The 19724-nt window shown below is 69.9% G+C and carries 19 protein-coding genes and 2 pseudogenes; 12 read left to right on the plus strand and 9 right to left on the minus strand.

The window, feature by feature from the left end:
- The first annotated feature begins 423 nt into the window (after positions 1–423).
- Positions 424–1177 (plus strand): annotated as a pseudogene (locus ACFWUZ_RS17760) (IS5 family transposase).
- Here ACFWUZ_RS17760 and ACFWUZ_RS17765 read toward each other — a convergent pair.
- The 4 genes from ACFWUZ_RS17765 to ACFWUZ_RS17780 form a co-directional block, all read right to left on the minus strand.
- Positions 1158–1565: an Imm10 family immunity protein gene (locus tag ACFWUZ_RS17765; RefSeq protein ID WP_384373109.1), complete on the minus strand. Its 408-nt coding sequence runs from the start codon at positions 1563–1565 to the stop codon at positions 1158–1160. The pseudogene ACFWUZ_RS17760 and the gene ACFWUZ_RS17765 sit on opposite strands and share 20 nt — an antisense overlap.
- 300 nt (positions 1566–1865) lie before the next feature.
- Positions 1866–3029 carry an oxygenase MpaB family protein gene (locus ACFWUZ_RS17770; protein ID WP_384373111.1) on the minus strand — a complete coding sequence of 388 codons (1164 nt, stop codon included), beginning with the start codon at positions 3027–3029 and terminating at the stop codon, positions 1866–1868.
- Between the two features lie 27 nt (positions 3030–3056).
- The gene (locus tag ACFWUZ_RS17775) at positions 3057–4109 is read right to left on the minus strand and encodes a polyprenyl synthetase family protein (RefSeq protein WP_384373113.1); all 1053 of its coding nucleotides are present in this window, start codon (positions 4107–4109) and stop codon (positions 3057–3059) included.
- Positions 4102–4386, minus strand: a complete 285-nt coding sequence (locus ACFWUZ_RS17780; RefSeq protein ID WP_384373115.1) for a polyprenyl synthetase — start codon at positions 4384–4386, stop codon at positions 4102–4104. The genes ACFWUZ_RS17775 and ACFWUZ_RS17780 overlap by 8 nt, the downstream gene beginning before the upstream one ends.
- A gap of 990 nt (positions 4387–5376) precedes the next feature.
- Here ACFWUZ_RS17780 and ACFWUZ_RS17785 point away from each other — a divergent pair.
- On the plus strand, positions 5377–5793 hold the full coding sequence (locus ACFWUZ_RS17785) for a hypothetical protein (protein WP_384373117.1): 417 nt from the start codon (positions 5377–5379) through the stop codon (positions 5791–5793).
- Between the two features lie 402 nt (positions 5794–6195).
- On the opposite strand, the gene ACFWUZ_RS17790 is transcribed toward ACFWUZ_RS17785, so the two are convergent.
- On the minus strand, positions 6196–6375 hold the full coding sequence (locus tag ACFWUZ_RS17790) for a hypothetical protein (protein ID WP_384373118.1): 180 nt from the start codon (positions 6373–6375) through the stop codon (positions 6196–6198).
- A gap of 49 nt (positions 6376–6424) precedes the next feature.
- Between ACFWUZ_RS17790 and ACFWUZ_RS17795 the strand changes: the two genes are divergently transcribed.
- The 5 genes and pseudogenes from ACFWUZ_RS17795 (at position 6425) to ACFWUZ_RS17815 (ending at position 10778) form a co-directional block, all read left to right on the plus strand.
- Positions 6425–6874 (plus strand): papain-like cysteine protease family protein, encoded by a 450-nt coding sequence (locus tag ACFWUZ_RS17795; RefSeq protein ID WP_384373120.1) that lies wholly within the window; start codon positions 6425–6427, stop codon positions 6872–6874.
- Between the two features lie 10 nt (positions 6875–6884).
- The gene (locus ACFWUZ_RS17800) at positions 6885–7766 is read left to right on the plus strand and encodes a hypothetical protein (protein ID WP_384373122.1); all 882 of its coding nucleotides are present in this window, start codon (positions 6885–6887) and stop codon (positions 7764–7766) included.
- Between the two features lie 402 nt (positions 7767–8168).
- On the plus strand, positions 8169–9134 hold the full coding sequence (locus ACFWUZ_RS17805; protein WP_384373124.1) for a YihY/virulence factor BrkB family protein: 966 nt from the start codon (positions 8169–8171) through the stop codon (positions 9132–9134).
- 61 nt (positions 9135–9195) lie between these two features.
- Positions 9196–9300, plus strand: a pseudogene (locus tag ACFWUZ_RS17810) (IS5/IS1182 family transposase); the annotation flags it as partial.
- A 275-nt stretch (positions 9301–9575) separates the two neighbouring features.
- Positions 9576–10778 carry an esterase/lipase family protein gene (locus tag ACFWUZ_RS17815; protein WP_384373126.1) on the plus strand — a complete coding sequence of 401 codons (1203 nt, stop codon included), beginning with the start codon at positions 9576–9578 and terminating at the stop codon, positions 10776–10778.
- 237 nt (positions 10779–11015) lie between these two features.
- Here ACFWUZ_RS17815 and ACFWUZ_RS17820 read toward each other — a convergent pair whose 3' ends face one another.
- Positions 11016–11363 (minus strand): ATP-binding protein, encoded by a 348-nt coding sequence (locus ACFWUZ_RS17820; protein ID WP_384373128.1) that lies wholly within the window; start codon positions 11361–11363, stop codon positions 11016–11018.
- Positions 11364–11959: 596 nt separating this feature from the next.
- On the opposite strand from ACFWUZ_RS17820, the gene ACFWUZ_RS17825 reads away from it, so the two are divergent.
- Positions 11960–12274 carry a hypothetical protein gene (locus tag ACFWUZ_RS17825; RefSeq protein WP_384373130.1) on the plus strand — a complete coding sequence of 105 codons (315 nt, stop codon included), beginning with the start codon at positions 11960–11962 and terminating at the stop codon, positions 12272–12274.
- Between the two features lie 296 nt (positions 12275–12570).
- On the opposite strand, the gene ACFWUZ_RS17830 is transcribed toward ACFWUZ_RS17825, so the two are convergent.
- Positions 12571–12945 carry a hypothetical protein gene (locus tag ACFWUZ_RS17830; RefSeq protein WP_384373347.1) on the minus strand — a complete coding sequence of 125 codons (375 nt, stop codon included), beginning with the start codon at positions 12943–12945 and terminating at the stop codon, positions 12571–12573.
- Between the two features lie 374 nt (positions 12946–13319).
- Between ACFWUZ_RS17830 and ACFWUZ_RS17835 the strand changes: the two genes are divergently transcribed.
- On the plus strand, positions 13320–14261 hold the full coding sequence (locus ACFWUZ_RS17835) for a LysR family transcriptional regulator (protein ID WP_384373349.1): 942 nt from the start codon (positions 13320–13322) through the stop codon (positions 14259–14261).
- A gap of 193 nt (positions 14262–14454) precedes the next feature.
- Here the strand turns inward: ACFWUZ_RS17835 and ACFWUZ_RS17840 are convergent, their stop codons facing one another.
- A complete protein-coding gene (locus tag ACFWUZ_RS17840) occupies positions 14455–15972 on the minus strand; it encodes a serine/threonine-protein kinase (RefSeq protein WP_384373132.1) in 1518 nt (505 codons plus the stop codon).
- A gap of 434 nt (positions 15973–16406) precedes the next feature.
- On the opposite strand from ACFWUZ_RS17840, the gene ACFWUZ_RS17845 reads away from it, so the two are divergent.
- Positions 16407–17699 (plus strand): hypothetical protein, encoded by a 1293-nt coding sequence (locus ACFWUZ_RS17845; RefSeq protein ID WP_384373134.1) that lies wholly within the window; start codon positions 16407–16409, stop codon positions 17697–17699.
- Between the two features lie 129 nt (positions 17700–17828).
- Here the strand turns inward: ACFWUZ_RS17845 and ACFWUZ_RS17850 are convergent, their stop codons facing one another.
- Positions 17829–18272: a MarR family winged helix-turn-helix transcriptional regulator gene (locus tag ACFWUZ_RS17850; RefSeq protein WP_384373136.1), complete on the minus strand. Its 444-nt coding sequence runs from the start codon at positions 18270–18272 to the stop codon at positions 17829–17831.
- Here ACFWUZ_RS17850 and ACFWUZ_RS17855 point away from each other — a divergent pair.
- Both ACFWUZ_RS17855 and ACFWUZ_RS17860 read left to right on the plus strand, forming a co-directional pair.
- Positions 18247–19149, plus strand: a complete 903-nt coding sequence (locus ACFWUZ_RS17855; protein ID WP_384373138.1) for an MFS transporter — start codon at positions 18247–18249, stop codon at positions 19147–19149. The two genes, ACFWUZ_RS17850 and ACFWUZ_RS17855, sit on opposite strands and share 26 nt — an antisense overlap.
- Positions 19150–19404: 255 nt before the next feature.
- Positions 19405–19680, plus strand: a complete 276-nt coding sequence (locus ACFWUZ_RS17860) for an isoamylase early set domain-containing protein (protein WP_384373140.1) — start codon at positions 19405–19407, stop codon at positions 19678–19680.
- Positions 19681–19724 lie beyond the last annotated feature (44 nt).

Here is a 19724-nt window from a genome sequence, read left to right on the forward strand (position 1 = left end):
GGTCCTCCTCCACTCGCGGGCAGTGCCGCGCGCCTACCCCTCGCTGGTCGCCTTACGCACAGGTCTCCGACAGCTCCGACCCGGTACGCGGGGCAAGCGGTACGGGAACCCCCCGTGGGTGCCTCGCATGGGGGGCCCGGGCCGCGACAGCCGTGGGGACGACGGTGTGCCGGTCGGCTGCTGGCACGCCACGAGGCCCCCACTGGAATTCCGGCAGACACCTGGCTCCAGCCGCAACCGTCCCGGCCCACCGCGTCCCCTGTCCATCCACCCATCCCATCCGCAACCTCCGCTCCCCGACCTGGCCCCTCCACTACCTGCCGACCAGCGCCAGCGAGCCCGCGACCTCCATCGATTCTTATGGCGTGATCGTTCGTTGAACCGTGCATGACGGATTTGGTTCAGCGGTAGGTTCCGGAAGAGTTGTGGGTGTTGTTTCGGCGGGTGGTGCCGCCGACGGAGTTGATACGTCCGCAGGGTGGAGGCCGGCGCCGGGCGGGTGACCGTGAGGCTATGGCCGCGATCGTTTTCGTGGCGACCTCGGGCTGCACGTGGCGGCAGGTGCCGCCGGTGTTCGGCCGAGCTGGCAGACGGGCTACCGACGCTCCACCACGTGATCCTCGACGAACTCGGCGCCCGCGGAGAGCTGGACTGGTCGCGGTGTGCGATCGACTCGGTCAGCCTGCGGGCGGCAAAGGGGGCCACTGACGGGACCGAATCCGACCGACCGTGGCATGTCGGGATCGAAGATCCATCTGATGACCGACCGGGACGGACTGCCTCTGCCCTTGGGCGGCTCGGGCGCCCACATGCATGACAGCCAGGGCCTTGAACCGCTCGTGGGGGGATCCTGCCCATCCGTTCCCGACGTGGCCGCTGTCGTCGGCGCCCGGCGAAACTGCACGCAGACAAGGGCTATGACTACGACCACTTGCGCCGATGGCTCCGCAAGCGTGGGATCCGCCACCGCATCGGCCGCAAAGGAGTCGAGTCCTCGCAAGGGCTCGGCCGCCACCGCTGGGTCGTCGAAAGGACCGTGTCCTGGTTCGCCGGCTGCCGACGGCTCCCCCGCCGCTACGAACGCCTAGCCGAACACTTCCTCGCCTTCGCCGGCATGGCAGCACTCCTGATCGAATACCGCCGCCTCGATAGGCCGATCAAACCGAGAAACCAGTGAGCCGAGGCCGGGCCTCCTCGCGTCCGAAGGTCAGCACCCTCGCAAGTACCTCGCGCATCTCGTTGATGCCTTCGGCCGGCACATCGAGCACCGCCTCGATCTCCGCGTCCTCCAACTCCAAGTCATCCAGACAACCGGGGTCCAGCGACACCGCGAGCAGGCTGCCCGTCAGAGCTACCTCGCGGACACAGCCATAGGCCGTGTACTGGTCCGGGGTCATCACGCAGTACGTGTCGAGCCCGAGCGAGATGTCCTGTGCGGACGGTTCACCGCTAGGGCTCGTGAACAGCAGGAAGAAGCCCTCATCCCCCTCCGCCACGCCAGCCTGCATCTCGCCGTCAACGTCGACCTCGGCAGCCACCGCACGGGCTGTGAACCTGTATGTCACACGCCGGTTCTACCAGGACCCCAGCCCAGCCCAGGTCACGCTCACCCCAGCTCACCGCCCTTGCGGACCACCTGACCGAGCGTGGCCTGGTGCTGGAGATGCCCGCCGGGCTACTGCTCCGTATCTACGACCCCACGGGTCCCGGCAAGCTGCTGGTCGGCTTCTTCGACGCGATGGCGGAGACGGAGCGGGAGAACATCCGGATTCGACGCTGGAAGGGCTGGAGACTGCGGCCCGCAAGGGCGCGACGCCGACGGCCGGTTCGCCGGCGTCCCTCGGCGCACGTTTCCCCGGTTGCGCCTATCGGCTGATGGTGGCTGGTGGTGGCGTCCATCGGCTCTTGGGGAGCACGGTGGTGCTGACTCCGAAGTCGCTTTTGAGCTGTTCGGGGATGGCGTAGTGCATGACGCGGCCGCGGGTGAGGGAGGACAGTTCGAGGATGCTGGTCAGATGTCCGATCCGATCCAGGGCCCAGGCCGCCAGGGGTGAGCGGTCCTCGATGGTCTCCAGCACGCCCAGCAGGGCGGGGGCGGCCTTGACGACGGTGTCCCAGGTGGTGCGGGGCACCTGCAGCCAGTCGGCGCAGGTGTCTCCGATCAGGTATCGGATGAGGGCGGAGACCACGGGGTCGAAGAAGGTGCCGGGTACGACTTCTTCGTAGAGGTCGATGAGCTGTCGGGTGAGTTGGGCGCCTTCCTCGCTGGGGCCCATGTGGCGGGTCATGTACAGGTCGGAGAAGGCTCGGGCCTCCTGGAGGTTCTGAGGGACATGGGTCTGGTCGATGCCGAGGATGGCGCCGACCACCTTCCAGGCGTAGTAGTAGGCGTCGGCGCCTTCGTTGCTCATGTGGATGCCGAGGCGGTGAAGTGCGTCGAGGACCTGGATGGAGAACATCATCTGGCCGCCGATCATGTCTTCCTGACAGATCGGGATGCCCAGAGCCGCGGTGTCCCAGCGGTCCTCACGCTTGAGGTGATGCCGGATGGAGGCGTGCAGGAGCCGTACCTTCTGGGCCGCCGGGATGAAGCGGCTGCCGGCTTCGAAGGCATCGGGCTGCATGAGGTAGACGGTGAACTGGCCGGTCTCGGCCATCCGCTTGGAGGGGTACTTCAGCGAGTGGGTGGCCGACAGCAGCTTGGCGACGTGAGGAAGGACGTAGCAGGCGGGCATCGAGGCGAAGGACAGGGCGGTGGAGATGTGCACGTTGTTGTCGATGAAGAACAGCCTGGCCTTCTCCATCTCGGTCCAGTCCACCCAGTCCGGTGGCGCGCTGGTCGCGTGCAGGTACTCACGGGCCACATCGGGCAGCCCTTCGGGGAGATCGTGGCCGGCGGTAGAGACGTAGCGCATGAGCGTGTTGAACTTGCCGACGTCTCCGCGTTCGAACAACGTCGCCACGGTGGCGTCTGCAAGTTCGTCGCCCTGCGTGCGCAGGGCGTCCATGGATGCCGGGGTGTAGGCCATCGTGCTGCTCCGGTGGGGTGACGGTGGTCAGTGGATACGGGTCGCTGCGTACGTCGCCAGGGCCGACAGCGCCCGGTGGGCCTCGCCGGTCAGGTCGGCGTCCGCCAGGGCGTCGTGGGCCGCGCGTAGCCGGGCGGTGATCATGTCCTCGACGCGGGTGACGGCACCGGTGCGGTGGACGATCTCCCGGACCCGTTCCACCTGCTGCTCGGTGAGGTCGGGCTGCCCGAGCAACTGCTGCAGCTCGGCGCGTTCCGTCTTCGTGGCGCGGGCGAGCGTGTGGGCCATCAGGACGGTGGGGCGGTTCGCGGTCAGGTCGTCGGCCGGGTCCTTGCCCGTCTGCTTCGGGTCGCCGAGCAGGCCCAGCAGGTCGTCGCGCAGCTGGAACGCCTCGCCCAGCGGGAGGCCGTAGTCGCTGTACGCCTGGAGCAGTCGCGGTGGGGCGCCGGCCAGGAGGCCGCCGATCTGCAGCGGGTGTTCGACGGTGTACTTGGCGGTCTTGTAGCGGATCACCTTCACCGAGGCGTCCGGGTCCGGATCACGGCCGGTGCACAGGACCTCCAGGCACTCTCCGGCCACCAGTTCGCGGGCCAGGACGGCCCACAGTGGCCGGGCCCTGTTGAGGAAGGCGGCGGGCAGACCGGAGGTGGTGAACAGCTGGCCGGCCATCGACATCAGCAGGTCCCCGGTCAGCATGGCCAGCGCCCGGGCGCCTGCCTTCGGCCGGGCTCGGCCGGTGAGGGTCTCCCGCAGGGCGATGTGAGGGGTGGGGCGGCCGTGCCGGGTACGGCTGTGGTCGATCAGGTCGTCGTGCACGACGGCGGCCGCGTGGACGAGTTCAATCGCGGCCGCGGCCCGTACGAGAGCCTCGCTGCAGGGCTGACCGGTTCCGCGCCAGCCCCAGTAGCAGAACGCTGCCCGCAGACGTTTGCCGTGCCCGGCCGCGGCGTGGAGCTGCTCCGATATCGGCGCCAGGCAGGCGTCGATATCGGCCAGCGCCTGTGCTTCCGCAGTGACGAACGAGTCGAGGACCCGGTCGATGCGCTCCTTGAGCTGGGCATGCTCGTCCCGCTCACTCACTGCCGTTCTCCGCACGGTCGGCGACGGTGACGGTCCGGGCCAGGACCTCGAGGTGGGCGGGCGCGACGGCTGCGTGCCGGTCGAGGAGCAGACGGCCGCGGGCCTTGGTGTCTTCCTGGCCGTCGGCCAGAAGGGCCGCGAGATCGGCGCGGCGCAGCAGACCGCTGATACCGCCCACCGCGCTGCTCAGTCCGCTGCACGCGAGATCGGCGAGGCCGGCCACCAAAGCCACCGCGTCCTCGGCGAGGCCTGGACCGCGTTCGTCATGATGTGTCATAGCATGTCTCCCTTTCAGGGCATGGCTCATCCCGGTCTTGGCCGGAGCGGTTGCTTGTGGGGGGGCGCTTACGGGCGCCAGCCTGGTCCGATCAGATCTTTGAACGGCCGGGAGATCTGCCGCAGGAACAGCCCGCCCTCACCGGGCATCGAGCCGGCCTCCGAGGACAGGCCCCAGGCCAGGACGACGGCTGACGGGCCGGCCTCGTCGCTCAGGACCGCACACGCGTCCTCAGCCGTCCGAGCCCGCCGCGCGTCCAGCCCTCGGTTCTCCCTCTCCTTACCGATACGCCGCAGCTCATCACCGCTGACGCCCCGGCCCAGGGGCTCGACAAGGGCAGCAGGGCACTACCGTTCGCCATGACACTCCCCCTGCGTTGCATCAGCAGCCCACCGGGCAAGTCTCGAGGGCACGCAGCGCGCGCCGCGCCGAAACCATCGGCCTATCACCCGTACGAGGAGCCACGCGCGAGTAAGGACACCGAGGCGCGGACAGCGCCGCGTGCAGCGGGTGCCGATGTTCCGGTGTCCGTTCGGCGGCCGTTGCGGCCCATTGCGGGGGCGCCGACCGGTCCTCACGCGGCATACCCGTCCATACGCCGAACCACCGGCGGAACACAGAGGTGTCCCGGTTCGACGCGGCCTGGACGGCCAGGGTGGCGGCGGAGTCGCCGAGCACGATGACGGGTGACCGGGCCGTAGCGTTCGGCGATGCGCTCGGGGTACCACCCCCAGGGCGGGAGGCGCGTCCGCTGTGACGGCGAGATCCTCGGCCGCTCCTTCGGCCCCGGCGGCCTACTCCAGTTCCTGCGGCGGGCCGGCCCGGACCCCGACATCGTTCGCCTGGACGATCCGCTGCTGATTGAGTGGCGCGGCGGTGGGCCTGCCGCTGGAGGCCCAGCCCCGATGAATCTTGAGTGCCTGACACTGTCGGGGTTCTGGATTGCCCCGCTCTGTGTCGCGCTGCGGGACCGCTATTAGAGTGAGCCGTATGGATATGCGGAGGATCGTCGCCGTGCTGGCCGAGGAAGCAGAGCAGCAGATCCAAGAGGGGGTGTGGGAGCTGGCGCCGAGCGACCGCGCGCTCGCCCGTAAGGCCGAGGCCGGCCTTCGCGACGCTGTCGGCCCGCCGGACGTCCAGGAGTCGTTGCCGCAGATCGACCGGCTCGAACACCTGCGGGAAACCCTCGCCGTCCTGGCGGTCTCCCTCGCCCGCACTCATGGCCGCCTGGCCTGGTTCCTCTCCGGTGCCATCAACGCGCTCGAACCAGTCCTGCGCTGGCGTGCCCTGCCCGCCGGCCATGGCGGCACCTTCGGCACGGTCTCGCCGACTCCTGACGAATACACGGAGGCGGAGGAGGCCGTCCGCCGGCTCCAGGACGCCCTTGCGCAGATCACTGCTCCCTAGGGGGCACCCAGGCGCGCTGTTCATGTGGGTAGAGAGGTCCTCGGGGCGTCGATCAGCCAGCAGGGCGGGGTGGCGACGCACCAGGAACGCGGCCGGGGGTGCCACGCCGTCGGGGCCGTCCTGCAGCGCGGTCGGATTTCTGGGCCGGCGCTCGGGTGCTGCGGGCAGGTGGGCGCCGACGCGTTCGCGGTTGACTGCGATGGCGGACATGACCGCGTCGGCGACGGCGTTGGAGCCCCGAGGGTCCGAAGCCTCCGGCGACGGGAGCAGAACGTTGATCAACGCGGACGTCCAACGTCGCGGCAGCTCGATTCAGCCCCCTGGGGAACGAGACGAAGCCGCGGCCTGCCTCCCCGGACCCCGAGGCCATGAACCGCACGTACACGATGACCTGACAAATAATCAATAGGGGGTAATTTCCCGCATTGCTCCTATGTGCCCCAGACACGATGCGCTGTCATATTTCTGCCAGTTTGCCCCGCTCATCTCGTTGTAGCCATCAGGGGAAGGCAGAAAAATGAGCAGGTTCAGGTACGGAACCACGGCTGCGGCCATCGCGCTGACCGCCTTGGGATCGGTCACGGCCGCGGGAGGCACAGCTCACGCGGAAGCGGGCCAGGACACCATCAGCATGCTGAAGCAGGAGAAAACCCAGTGGTGCTGGGCTGCCTCAGGGCTGACCATCGCCAAGTTCCAGGGCTTCGGCTCCACGCAGACAGACTTCTGCAACCGGGCCCAGCCCTACTACGGCTGCAACAACCAGCCCGCCACGCTCGACGACATGGCCAGGGGCTGGAGCAGCCTCGGCATGACGCACACCGGCTCGGGCCTGAACAGCGCGGCCACGTTCAACCAGGTGTACACCGACGTCAAGGCGGCCCGGCCGATCGGTGCCCGCATCGGATGGACGTCCGGTGGCGGCCACATGAACGTGGTCTACGGCTTCGACACGTCGAAGAACACGATCGCCGTGGCCGACCCGTGGCCGGACACCACCACCTACACGTGGTGGAACTACAACGACTACGTGAGCAACAGCTCATCCAAGTGGACCCACTCCCGCATCGGTATCTCCCGCTAAGGCAGGCGACATGCGCGACATCAGCGGCACCAAGATCTCCGACACGCGGGCGGTCTCTCACCTCTCCCGCCTGTCCCTCGTCATCGCAGTGTGCGCCTCCGCACTGCTGTCCGTAGTAGGTCCAACGCAGGCGGCCCCGGCCAAGGACCCTCTCCCGGCCGACATCCCCGACTACCAGGCCGCCCTCGACGCCGTGAAGTCCACCGACGTCCGCAACGCCGTCTGCCGCTTCCTGCGCACTCCGGTGCCCACCGACAGCGCCGGCGGGCCGGTGCAGACGATCCCCGAAACGGCCGAGCCGTGCCAGGGCCTCCCCCTTTTCACGATCAAGGACCCGGTGGCCCTGAACGAGATCACCCCCGGGTTCGTCGCGGGCACAACCCCGCCCTTGCCCACCGAGGCGATCAAACTGACGCAGCTGGTCTCCTCGCTGAGCACCACCGTCAACGGTCGCAACGTCACCGTCATGCTCGCCCCCACCCAGGGCGGCGGCTGGCACCTGGCGGCCGTGCGTGACGGCGACAGCGACGCCGCACATGCCGGCAAGGCCACTTTGGGCACGTTCGTCTTCACCGAGCCGCAGATCCGGGGCTGGTACCAGCTCAAGCTCACCACCGTCGAGCCGATCAACGACCAGGCCCGGGAGGGGCTGGGCGGCCAGGCGTCGGTGTCGCTCAGCGACTACCAGAAACTGGTCAAGGCCCGCTACGCCGACAAGCTGCCCGGTTCGGAGTACGACACCAAGGGCTACTCCAGCGGCTACAGCCTCCAGCCCACGGACGACGACGGCCCATCCTCCGCCCTGCTCCTCGCCAGCGGGTCCGGCACGGCACTCGCCCTCGTGGGCGGGGCCGCCCTGCTCCACCGACGCCGGCGCGCAAGCGTCCGCTGAGCCCAACCCCGTACGGCCCCCTGCTCCGTCCCGGCAGCCAGCCGGGACGGAGCACCCCCAAGCTGATCGTCTACCCACCGGACGAACAGGGCTGGTGCCGGTTCCGCTACGACGTCGTCGCCATGGGGGTCACACCGCCCTCCGGCATCCGCATCTTCCTCGCCGCGGTGGGGGTCGAACGGCGGGTAGCGCTCGCTCACCGCGTGGTACGTCAGCCGCTGGAGGCACGAAGGTGCCGGCGGACGCACGCGGCCCCGGCTGAGCCGGGGCCGACCACAACGATCCTCCGTCGTGCCACGGTTTGCGTCCCTTCTCAGGCCTGCCAGGTCATTGCGCCCTGCCCGTGCTGGCGGAGTCTGCCCGCGGCCGCATGGAAACGGCCCGACGGAGCACATCTCCTGCATGGGAACAGTGGTGCACGTACCGCAGACGAGGGACATGATCGGTGACGAGTTGTCCGGAGACGAGGCGTGGACCGCGCTGCGCCGCTACGGGGGGCGTCGGCTGGCGTCCGACGCGTTCCTGCGCTTCCGGTACGCCGACGGGTTCAGCTTCGCGCGCGCCCTCGCCTTTCAGTTGGTCATCGGGATGGTGCCGCTCGCCATCGCCCTGGTCGGGGTCTCTGCGGCCGTCCACACCGAAAGCGTCGGACGGCTGATCGAACTGACCTTGAGCGAGATCGTTCCGGCGGCCAGCGCCGAGCTCGTCCGCGAGGGCTTGCTGGCCACCCGCACGCATGCCGGTGCCGACACGGCGGGCACCGTGGCCATGTGGCTGGGCCTCGGTTTCGCCGTACTGAACCTCGCATCGGCCATGGGCCAGGTCGAGCGGGGGTGCAACCGCATCTACGGGATCGAACGCGACCGGCCGTTCCTGGCGAAGTACGGCCGCAGCCTGCTGCTGGCGGTCGGTGCGGGCGGGCCGCTGGTGCTCGGCTTCCTCGTGACGGTGGCGGGCGGGGCGGTGAGCAGGGCGGTAACGGAGGTGTTCGGCCGGCCCGGGGCGTGGCTGAGCTGGTGGCACTGGGGGCAGGTCCCGGTGGGCGTGGCACTCGCCTGCATGGCATCGGCGGTCGTCCTGCGCTGGGCGCCCCGGCGCGACCAGCCGGGTTACACCTGGCTGGCGTTCGGGTCCGTCGTACAGCTCGTCCTGTGGATCACGGCTACCTGGCTGCTGGCCCTCTACGTGGGGCACAGCGGATCCTTCGGTTCCTTGTACGGGCCGCTGACAGCGCTGATGGCCCTGTTCCTCTGGGCCAACCTGGCCGGCGTCGCGCTCTTCTTGGGCGTGGCCTTCGCGGCCCAACTGGAGGCCGCCCGGGCCGGCATCACCAGGCCCGTGCACCCGGATCCCGGTTCGGGGCCCTGACCGACTGACCGACCGCCTCGGGAGGGGATGGCGGGGACCAGCCGACGATGTCGGCGAGGAGGAGCTGGGCTTCGGATCGGGCATGACATGCTGGCGCCGCCTCGAGGCCTGGAATGAGGCCGGCGTCCGAAACCGGTTCCACACTCATGATCTTCTTCGTGCCCGGTGAAACGATCTTCGCGCTGCGCAGAAACCACCTCGTCCGCGTGGGACACCAGGCCCCATCGGGACGCCCACTCCATCACTCCGCGCTCGCGCGTGCCACCACCGACCACACGTCCCGGACCGCATCAGGCCTCCGGCACATGCCAGAAGCATCAAACAATTTCCGTGCCCGCTCCATCAAATGTAATGAACCTCGCAGGTCAAACGGGTGATCGGGCCGAATCGACCACCATGATGACGTCGTCTCCCCATCCCCTCCCCCAAAGGAGTACGACCGTGTCCGAGACGACCGAGCCCAACGTCGGAGCATTCACCCTCGGCGGTGTTCTGACCGCCGAACCCACCACAACGATCCAGGTACCGGAGCACGACGAGTGGGTCCTGCCCAACGGCTTCGCCTGGGTCTTCCTCGGTGAGGGCAACCGCAGCCTCACCCGGCCCGTGATCATGGCCGACGGCTTCAACCTCGGCCGCAGCAAGCTCGACGCGCTCTACCAGGGGCTGGAGAGCGGCTACACGTTCGTCTCCGAGCTGCGCCGGCGCGGCAGGGACGTGATCCTGCTCGGTTTCGAGGAGCGCAGCGCGTCGATCCTGGACAACGCGCGGGCGGCCGAGGCCGCCATCCTGCAGGCCATCGCCGAACAGCACGGCGACGCCCGCCTGGTCGTCGGCGGCTTCAGCATGGGCGGCATCGTCACCCGTTACGCACTCGCCCACCTCGAGGCGCAGCGGATGGACCACCGGACCGGCCTCTACTTCTCCTACGACAGCCCGCACCGCGGTGCTTCCATCCCGGTCGGCGTACAGGCCTTCTCGCACTTCATCCCGTTCCCGAACAACTTCGCGAAGCAGATGAACAGCCCGGCCGCACGCCAGATGCTGTGGCAGCACTACGACAAGGACACCGGCAAGATCGGCGTCGCCCCGGAGCGGACGGAGTTCCTGGCCGCCCTGGAGCGGGTGGGGAACTGGCCTCGGATCCCGATGACGATCGGCGTGGCGAACGGCCGCGCCGACGGGATCGGCCTGCCGCAGGTGAAGCCCGGGGATGTTGCGCTGCGCATCGAGGGGATCTACCCGGGCACGACCTTCTACACCCAGGCCCAGGGCGACGACGTGACCGCCGCCTACCTGAGCCGCAGGTTCCCCAAGGCCGAGAAGACCATCACCACCAACGGCTTCCCCGAACTGGACGGTGCGCCCGGCGGAACGCTCCACACCTACAAGATCCTCGCCGACACGATCAAGAAGCTCGGCGGCAAGGCAGACCTGCGGCACGGGGACGTGTGCTTCGTCCCCTCCGTCAGCGCGGTCGCCCTCCGCAACATCGACAAGCAGGACGACCTGTACGCGGACATCGACACGCCGGACCGGGAAGACGGCGAACTGGGCGAGTTCCTCTGTTCGTCCACCACCACCGCGCACACCGCCATCACCGAAGAGCTGTGCTCCTGGATCATGGACCGGCTGACCGACTGACACCCGTCACCAGCTGACCGGCCTCGGCCCCGGACTCCTGCCTCTGACCCAGCCACACGGGGGCCCAGGAGTCCAGGGCCTCTTCGATGCGATGACGGCCCGCGGTCGACCCGTACCCGAGGTCGGCAAGACCCGTCGCGGACGTCACCGATCCCGGCCTGGCGAAGTGGCGCTCTGGGATCCGTCCCGCGCTGGGCCGGCGTGGCCGACGGCATTCGAGCGGGCCGCAGCGCCTCCCTACCAGGGCAGGGCCGCGCAGATGGTCTTGCCGCCTTCCGGCACCGGGTTGATGCGGATGCGGGTGGCGAGTCGGTTGATCATGAACCATCCCCACCCTCCGCTCCCGTCCGTACCGGGGGCCCGCGGCCGAGGACGTTGTGGGCTGTGGTCGGTGACGCAGACGTCGATGGAGCCCTCGATCAGTTCCAGGTGGAGGGCGCAGGGGCCGACGGTGTGCCGGATCGCGTTGGCAACCAGCTCGCTCACCACCAAGAGCACGTTGTCCGTGCTCTCGTCCTTGCCGGGCGCCCGCAAGCGGGCTGCCCGGGCGAGGAAGGCACGGGTGGCGTCACGTGCTGCCGCCACCGGTCGATCCAAGCGGGACAGCGGCTGATCCAGGACGGTTCCACTCACCTGTTCCTCCTTTCACTCTGCGGGGCTTGTATGTCGCACATGCCCCGCTACGCGAGCGGGAACCGGACATGGCTTGCCTGGTAAGGCCGGGGAGCAGAGGAGAGTCAGCCCGCCGGGAGCCGACCCCTCACGAAACCTCGGCCCCGGCCATCAGAGGAGGTCGTGATGTTCTGCGCCTGCCACTCACCACAGAAGTAGGCGTCCCCAGCACGACGTGGTGGGCCGGACTCGCCCTGTACCGCAATCCGAGGAAGAAGTGCACCGGCCGAGTCCGGCCCACCAGGCACCTGCCCCCCACCCCCCGTCCCATGCCAGACGGAGTAGCCAAGCGCCGCCTGGACGACATCGGCGACACCGTCGGCTCGCGAGCTTCGAGATGCCGACAGGGCAAAGCACCGATGCCCGGAGATCCACCAGCCCGATTTGTCCTTTACGTGACGTTTACCCGCCTCTTTTCGGGTAGTAGCCGAACGGGACGGCGTCGATCTTGACGTGTCCCGAGGCGCGGAGTGCACAGGCGCTCCGCACACCAGGATTGGACAGCTCCCATGACCACTCCGGCGCCGGGCGGCACCCCCTCAGGCCGTCCCACCACAAGCACCGACGTCTCCGGACACGGCACACACACACGCCGCCTGTCGACCGAGACGAAGTCGGCCCTGAAGACGACGGAATTCTTCGTCTACATCGCCTGCGTGATCGCAGTCCTGATCGCCTCCATGGTGGTGGGCACCGAGGACGACCACCGCGACTACTTCCGCGCCGACACGGCCTGGCTGTACATCGTGATCCTCACCTTCGGCTACATGATCAGCCGCGGCCTGGCCAAGTCCGGCAGCAGGGACCACTACGACGGCTCCTGACCGGCCCTGCTCCAGTAGCCGGCCGAAGTTCCGCGCCCCAAGAGGTGGGGCAGAGGGCCAGACGGCGGCTCCCGGTAGGGCGGGAGGGCCATCAGTCGCGGCGGCGAACCGTCCACGGAGGCCCGGGGTCGGCGGCGGTCAGGTGCTCGGCGACCTGGCGGGATCCTCGGCTGTCGCCCGGGCAGGGGTGTCCTCGCCTGAAGGACTACCCACCGGGTCTGACCTGCAAGAACAGATCATGTCCGAGGGGGAGGCTCCCCTCTGCGGTCCCGCCCTTGGCCGCGTCGGCCTGCTCGTCAGGGGGCGGTCAGCGCATCGACGAGCCGAGCGAACTCGGCGCGCTGCCGGTCGGTCAGACGGGCGTAGAGCTCCGCCTGCATTTCGTCGGTGATCCGCTCGGCACGTTGCCATCGGGACGTCTGAGCCGTGTCGACGGGTCGGGGCTCCTGCCGGCCGTAGTGGGCTGCCTGCTCGACACCGAGGTTGACCACCATGGCTGCCCGGGCTCTCAGCCCGCACAGGCGCACCGCCGCCAGGTGGCAGGCACCCCGGTGTTCCCGTAGTACGTGTATGCGCTGCATGGCCGTGCCGACCGGGTCGTCGCCGGGGCACCGCTGCGCGCGCCAGCCGGCGAACAGGGGCAGGGCGTCGGCGTCGGCGGCATCGATCAGCTGCTGCCAGGTGGTTGAAGTGCTCTACGTCCACGTGGGCGGGGATGTGTGCACGCCCCCAGTCGCGGACAGCCTGCGCGTAGCAGGCGGCCTCTTTCGCTGCCATCACGGGCTGACCCTCCAGCCAGCCTGCCGTCACGAGCCGGGGGCTGAGAAAGCCCGGTACCGCTTGGACCACCGCGACGGGTGCCTCGCCGAGCACTCCGAAGCGTCCGCGGCAGTAGAAACTGCGGACTGGAGCGAACCCGGCACGCATACCGATCTTTGCGGTCGCCTCATCGGACATGAACTCGTCACCGAAATCGTGGAGGGGGCGGGCCACAGCGGCGATGCACTGAGAGATTTCCATGCCCTGAAGGTCCCACTCACTGGCACTGACCGCTGGTGCCGTGTCCCAGCAACTGGCCGCTCTGAGAAGCGACGTGGGAGTCGACCTGCTGCGCCCCGACGGGCGAACCGTCGCCCTCACGGAGGCCGGCCGCGTCCTCCTCGAACACGCCCACCGGATCCTCGCCGCCGTGGAGGAGGCCGAAAGCGCCATCGCGGCAGTCAAGGGCACGGTCGGCGCCACCGCCACGCTCGCCGCACTGCCGTCCACCGTCGCCAGAATCGTGGCCCCTGCACTCACCACACTCGGCTCACGGCACCCGCAGCTCACCGTGACCTGCCTCATCACCGACCAGGCGCAACTACGCGAACTCGCACTCGGCACCGTTGACGTGGTGCTGGGACAGCGCTATCACCACCTGGCCGACGCGACTCCCCGGGGCATCGACGTCTCACCCCTGCTCGGCGATCCGCTGCTCGTCGTCACCGCGGCCGGCGAAGGCGACGACCGTCCCGTCAGTCTGCAGGAACTGGCCGCGCACGAGCTCGCCGTACCACCGCCTACCACGGACTGCGGACAGGCCATCCTGCAAGGCTGCCACCGGGCTGGCTTCATGCCCACGCCCCGCTACATCACCGCCGACATCACCGCCCAGCTGACCCTCGCCCGAGCCGGCCTCGCCACCGCACTCGCCCCCCGCACGGCCATCGACCCGACCACACCCGGGATCCGCACGAACCCGATCACGGACCACCCGATCCGACGCCTCCTCTTCGCCGCGTCCCGTCACACCGAGAACGCGAACCCGACAACCACCGCCGTCATCGCAGCATTGCGCACAGCCGCCCAGGAAGGACGCTCCCCTACCGCCGGCCCAGGAATGACCCGTCGCCTCCCGCGATACCGGGTGCGACCACACGGGCGCTGCACGGGACCCTGGTGCGAGCACGTTGGGCGCGGGCGGCGTCGACGGCCTGGTGTGCGGTGACCGAGCCGTCATACGAGCGGGTACTCGTTTCGTCCTGCCGCTGCCAGCTGGTGAGGTCGGGGGCGACGAGCAACTCCACGGTCAGGTCGAGGGCCTCGACCCGGTCGGCGGGTCGGCCCGCTGCTGCCTGCGTCCGGCGTAGGACCCGGAGCGGGCGGGTCGCCGCCCCGCTCCGGCGCGTGGTGCGGCCGGGTCATTCCTCATTGAGCCAGCCGCATACGTAGTACTGCTGGTTCGCGTCCCGCTCGATGATCCATTGGTTGAGGACGTCGCCTGCGAGTTCCCCGGTGTCGGGGTCCCGTCGGGTGATCTTCGCTTCCACGCTCAGCTCGTCCATGCCCTGGGGGATCTCGAAGGGCTGGAGTTCCCAGCGGTCCACGAAGTAGCCGTTGAGAGCGAATCCGAGCAGGCCCGAGCGCAGCCGGGGGCAGGTGCCTCGGCGCAGCGAGGTCATGTCGTGGTCGGCCAGGCCGTTCATGTAGAGCGCGAAGACGCGCTCGATGGCTTGGCGGTCGAGGGGGGTGTGTGGGGGCTTGCCCGTGGGGGTGAGGGGCGGCGTGGGGGTGGGGCTGGGGTTGGGTTCGGGGATGGACGGGGCGGCAGGAGAGGGGGACGGGGAGTGGTGGATGGGCGCCGCGGAGTCGGTCGGGCGGGTGCGGCCGTCGTCGTGGTCGGGGGTTCCGGAGGACGGTAACCACCAGGGCATCGCGATCAGGGCGACCGCGACGACCGCCGCCAGGCCGCCCAGCACGTACCCCCGCCGTCGGGCAGGACGGGCGGGGCCGGCCGCGGGTGGGGTCGGCCCTCCCGCCCCGTGGCCGGCGCCCGGCGCCGTACCCAGCCGCAGCGTGGACGCTGATGTCGGCGCGGGGTCCGGTCGGGACAACCCGCCTTCGCCCGCGGGTCCGGCGAGCAGCTCGTACGCCTCCTCGGCGGTGAGGCGCTGCGCCGGGTCCTTGCGGAGGAGACCCGTCAGCACGGGGGCGAGCTCCCCGGCGCGGACGGTGGTGGCAGGTTCTTCGGTGGCGACGGCGACGAAGACTGCCCAGGAACCGGAGCCGCTGAACGGAGGGTGGCCCTCCACTGCGGTGAACAGCGTCGCGCCCAGGGACCAGAGGTCGGATTCGGCGGTCGCCGGGAGACCGCGCACCTGCTCGGGGGACATGTAGTCCGGGGTCCCCATGAGGGCCCCAGGCCGGGTCAGACCGGGCTCGTCCTCCACGGCGGCGATCCCGAAATCGGTCAGCACCACCCGGTCGCCTTCGAGCAGCACGTTGGCGGGCTTGATGTCCCGGTGGGTGACGCCCGTGGCGTGCACGGCGCGCAGCGCGTCCAGGACCTGCCGGCCGATCCTGGCCACCCGGGCCGGCGGGAGGGGGCCGTCCTCCTTGATCAGGTCGTCCAGGGAGCAGCCCCGAACGAGTTCCATCACGATCCACGGCCGACCGTCGTCGCCGGCTATTCGGTCGTGGACGGTGATGACCCCCGGGTGCTTCAGCCTGGCGGCCGCGCGCGCCTCTCGGTCGAGGCGGCCGATCCAGGCCTCCCGCCCGGAGGCGTCGAGGTCGTGGGGGAACCGGAGCTCCTTGAGGGCGACCTGCCGGTCGAGCTGCTCGTCGTGGGCCCGCCAGACGGTCCCCATGCCGCCCTGGCCGAGCAGTTCGGCCAGCCGGTACCGGCCGGCCAGCAGTCGTCCGCGATCGTGAGTCACGACCAGGAACCTAACCCAACGCGCCTGGTCGTGAGAACGCTCCCCGGCTCAGGTGCGGTGCCGATGGTGTCCCGCCCGCTGCGCCCGAACACCGAAATCGCGTTGATCACCCGGCAGCTGCCCTCACCGATGCCTCACCGTCCCCACCGGAACGGCGAGGCCAAGGGGTGGTGGCAGGCGGTGCGCCCGTTGTCACCGGACCGGAATGTGTGGCCGGAAAGCGCTCGCCGCGGTGGGGCGGAGGACCGCCGCGGGCAGACTGGCCGGGAATGCATGCGGCAGCGAGCGTAGGGGCGTGCGGGATGGGCACACGGGGGCGCGTGGCCGGTGGTTCGGTGACGACCTATCACATCAAGCATCTGCCGACCGGGACTCTGCCCGAAGACGTTGTCGCCGCCTGGTCCGTGACCCGGGACGGCGTCGCCTCCCGATCCGTGTCCAGAGGTGCCGGCCCCACCTGGTCCGTGGCCGACGCCGAACGGTGGCGGAAGGCGGGGGTCCCGGCCGTTCTCGCCCCGGCCGTGGGCGGCTGGGGCCTGGCCGTCCTGGTGGCGGCGGCGTACGTCCTGCTGTTCGGGCTCTCGTCCGCGTCCGCGGCCTGGCACAGCGGGCCCGGGGACGGGACGGACTGGCGGAGGTATCCGGGTCTGATCCTGCTGACCGCTCTGCCGCTCTGGTATCGGTACGTTCCGGTCGCGGCCATACCGGCGGCTGTGTTCGTCGCTGGGGAAGCAGTCCTGACTCTGGCCCGGTCCGGCGACGTGGACCATCCGGCGCGGGCCGGGTGGCTGGTCGTCCTCGCCGCCTGCGCCGTCGCGTTCACAGGAAGCTGTCTGCGGCTGCGGGCCCGACACCGACAGCGGGCCCTGTCCCTCGCCGCTGCGGGAAAGCGCCGCTTCCCGCTGCCCGCAGGCACGCCGGAATCGGACGACCACCGCGGCTACCAGCACATCTACCTCGGGGTGGCGCTCTGCCTGGTCGCCGCAGCCATCCTCACCGAAGGCCTGTTCGGGGAACCGACCGCGTCCGGCACCGCCTACGACGCCGTCGGGCAACAGGGCATCGGCCTGGTGCTCCTTGTGGCGGGTACGACCTTCTACGGCCGCGGCCAGCTCGCCTACCGGGCGGCCCGGCGCTTGCACGAGGAACCCCAGCCTGCCCTGATCGTCGGCGTGCGGGCGGGGGCGGACGGGCGCCACTGGGTGTGCGCGGACGCCCGCACCCGCTCGGCAGCACCCCTGATCGCGTACGTTCCCCGCAAGAGCGACACCCGCGACAGGACGCGGCTCCTGGGCAGCGGCTCGGCGTACGGGGTGGGGAACGGGCACCACGACATCGACCCGAAGCACGAGCCCTTCGAAGCGGTCCTGTACGGCACCCTCGCGGAAGGCGACGAAGTCGTCCTCGAATACGCCTGCGTCGAATACCACCGCCACCAGGAGATGGGGCGGATGTACGCGACCGTGACCACTGCCCCGCTCCGCCCGGACCGCCGCCACGGGCTGGGCCTGTGGGAACCGGCGGACGGCCCTGCCCGGCAGCAGCAACGGCTCCGCGAGGAGCGGGAGAGGGCGGAGCGCTACCGCCAGGCGCAGCGCGAGGCGGAGGAGCGCCACAGGAACCCACCGCGCGGCTCGTCGACCCGGGGACGCGGGAGCGGCTCAGGCAACCGGCACAACGGGGGCGGCCACGCCTCCGGTTGCGGGTCGAGCTGCGGGGGCGAGTGAGCCTCGGCAGCTGGCAACAGCCCTCCGGCAGCGCCCGGTGACGTGGGAAGAACCAGGGAGCAGGACTGGGGTCACGCCGAGCCCGAGATGGCCGATTTCAAGCTTCCGTCCGCACTTCTGTGAAGCCGACTAGCCATCACTCGTGGCCAGTGTTGAAGCGAGTCGTTCGAGTAGGTCGGCAAGCCGAGTCTGTTCGTCTGCGCTGAGCCCGGAGAGGAGCAGTCGCTGGTTGTCCAGGTGGACGGCGATGAGCTCGTCGGTCAATTCGACGCCCTCGGCGGTGAGGGTGATGAGGCGTCCGCGCGCATCGCTCTCGGCGACGGATCTGCTGACCAGGCCGCGGGCTTCAAGGCGGTCGACGCGCTTGCTGATCGCGCCGGTGGTGACCAGGACGGTGCGGCTGAGTTCACCTGCGGACAGCGCGTAGGGCTCCCCTGAACGCCGGAGCGCCGCCAGCACGTCGAAGTCACCGCCGCCCAGGCCCGCGGCCTGGAAGGGCGGGCGCAGCCGTTGGTCCAGTGCGTCCGTGAGGCGGAGGAGCCTGCCGATGACGAGCATCGGTCCCGCGTCCATCGCCGAAGGCGCCGAGCGTGACCGGCTGCTGGCGTGGGACCGCAGCCTGCGCAACGCCGGCATGGGATTCGGCAGCCTGGCGGCGGCGGGCATGCTGGCGTGGAACGGCAGCGCCGGCTTCATCAGCGCCGCAATGGTCCTGGCCGCGGTCTTCGCCATCGCCGCGGTGCTGGTGGCCCGGATCCCGGCCGTCCACGGCGCAGCCAGGGGACCGGAGGGGACTCGGGACGGATACCGGCAGGTGCTCGCCGACCGGCCCTACCTGCTCATCACGGCAGCCAACTTCCTGATCGCCTTCGGGTACACCACCCAGGCCATCGCCCTACCCATCTTCCTCACCCGCGACGTCGGCCTCCCCGACGCCCTGGCCGGGGCCGTATTCGCGCTCAACACCTTTCTGGTCGCCGCGCTCGGCGTCCCGGTCGCCCGCCTGACCCTGCGCGGCAGACGCACCCGCGCAGCCGCGTCCGGCGCAGTCATCTTCGCGCTCTCCTTCGCCGCCTTCGCGGTCCTTCCCCAACTGACCAGCGGGACCGGCGCCATCGTCGCCGTCCTGGCGGTCGCGGTCCTCTACACCGTCGGTGAACTCGTCCACTCCGCACCGTCGCAGAGCCTGTCGATCCAGGCCGCCCCCGATCACCTGCGGGGACGTTACCTGTCGACCTATCAGTTGTCGTGGTCGGTCTGCCGCACCATCGCGCCCATGCTGCTGGGATTCCTGCTCGACGCCGGCCGATGGCACCTGTGGACGGTCCTGGCGCTCCTGGTCCTGACCGGCGCCACGATCTTGCTCTGCGCCGAGCGCGTGCTGCCGGCACACGTCGTCAGTGGCGCTCGCAGAGCCACCGTCACCACTCCGCAGGAGGTCAGGACCTGATGGCCAACAGTCTGCGCGTGACACGTTCCGGCGTCTTCGGGTCTTCCCTGACGACTGCCCCGCCAGCATTGTCGAAGCGGGCAGCTACGACTTTCCGGTGTGGGGGCGCAGTGCGGCCCTTCGGTCCGGGGCGGCAGGTCGTGGCGGATCGTGGCGGGCAGGTGATGGTGCCGCCGTGCGGCGCGTCGACCGGTGATGCGTGGAGCCGGGCCCGACGATGGGGGCGATCCGATCCCCCACCCTGAGGAGTGCGCCGTGCTGGAGCGCAAGCCGCGCAAGGACCGCACCGAGGTCACCTTCGTCCTGCCCGCCGACACCCCGCCCGGGCCGGTCAGCGTGGTCGGTGATTTCAACGACTGGCAGCCCGGCACCCACACCCTCGTGCCCCGTAGCGACGGCACCCGCGCGGTGACCGTCGCCCTGCCCGGCAAGAACGAACACTCCTTCCGGTACCTGGCAGCCGGTGACTACTGGTTCGACGAGGAAAGCGCCGACAGTCACGACGGTGTCAACAGTCTCCTGCGCACCTGAACTGGGCGAGCAGGCCACGAAGGCAGGGCCCGGCCCGTACAAGC

It is taken from the genome of Streptomyces sp. NPDC058646 (genome assembly GCF_042716875.1).
Taxonomy (GTDB): domain Bacteria; phylum Actinomycetota; class Actinomycetes; order Streptomycetales; family Streptomycetaceae; genus Streptomyces.

Bases quoted from the DNA above. Each gene is read 5' to 3' on its own strand.
- ACFWUZ_RS17770 (WP_384373111.1), bottom strand. From the start codon at position 3,029: ATGGCCTACACCCCGGCATCCATGGACGCCCTGCGCACGCAGGGCGAC.
- ACFWUZ_RS17780 (WP_384373115.1), bottom strand. From the start codon at position 4,386: ATGACACATCATGACGAACGCGGTCCAGGCCTCGCCGAGGACGCGGTG.
- ACFWUZ_RS17785 (WP_384373117.1), top strand. From the start codon at position 5,377: ATGGATATGCGGAGGATCGTCGCCGTGCTGGCCGAGGAAGCAGAGCAG.
- ACFWUZ_RS17795 (WP_384373120.1), top strand. From the start codon at position 6,425: ATGCTGAAGCAGGAGAAAACCCAGTGGTGCTGGGCTGCCTCAGGGCTG.
- ACFWUZ_RS17800 (WP_384373122.1), top strand. From the start codon at position 6,885: ATGCGCGACATCAGCGGCACCAAGATCTCCGACACGCGGGCGGTCTCT.
- ACFWUZ_RS17805 (WP_384373124.1), top strand. From the start codon at position 8,169: ATGGGAACAGTGGTGCACGTACCGCAGACGAGGGACATGATCGGTGAC.
- ACFWUZ_RS17825 (WP_384373130.1), top strand. From the start codon at position 11,960: ATGACCACTCCGGCGCCGGGCGGCACCCCCTCAGGCCGTCCCACCACA.
- ACFWUZ_RS17855 (WP_384373138.1), top strand. From the start codon at position 18,247: ATGACGAGCATCGGTCCCGCGTCCATCGCCGAAGGCGCCGAGCGTGAC.
- ACFWUZ_RS17850 (WP_384373136.1), bottom strand. From the start codon at position 18,272: ATGGACGCGGGACCGATGCTCGTCATCGGCAGGCTCCTCCGCCTCACG.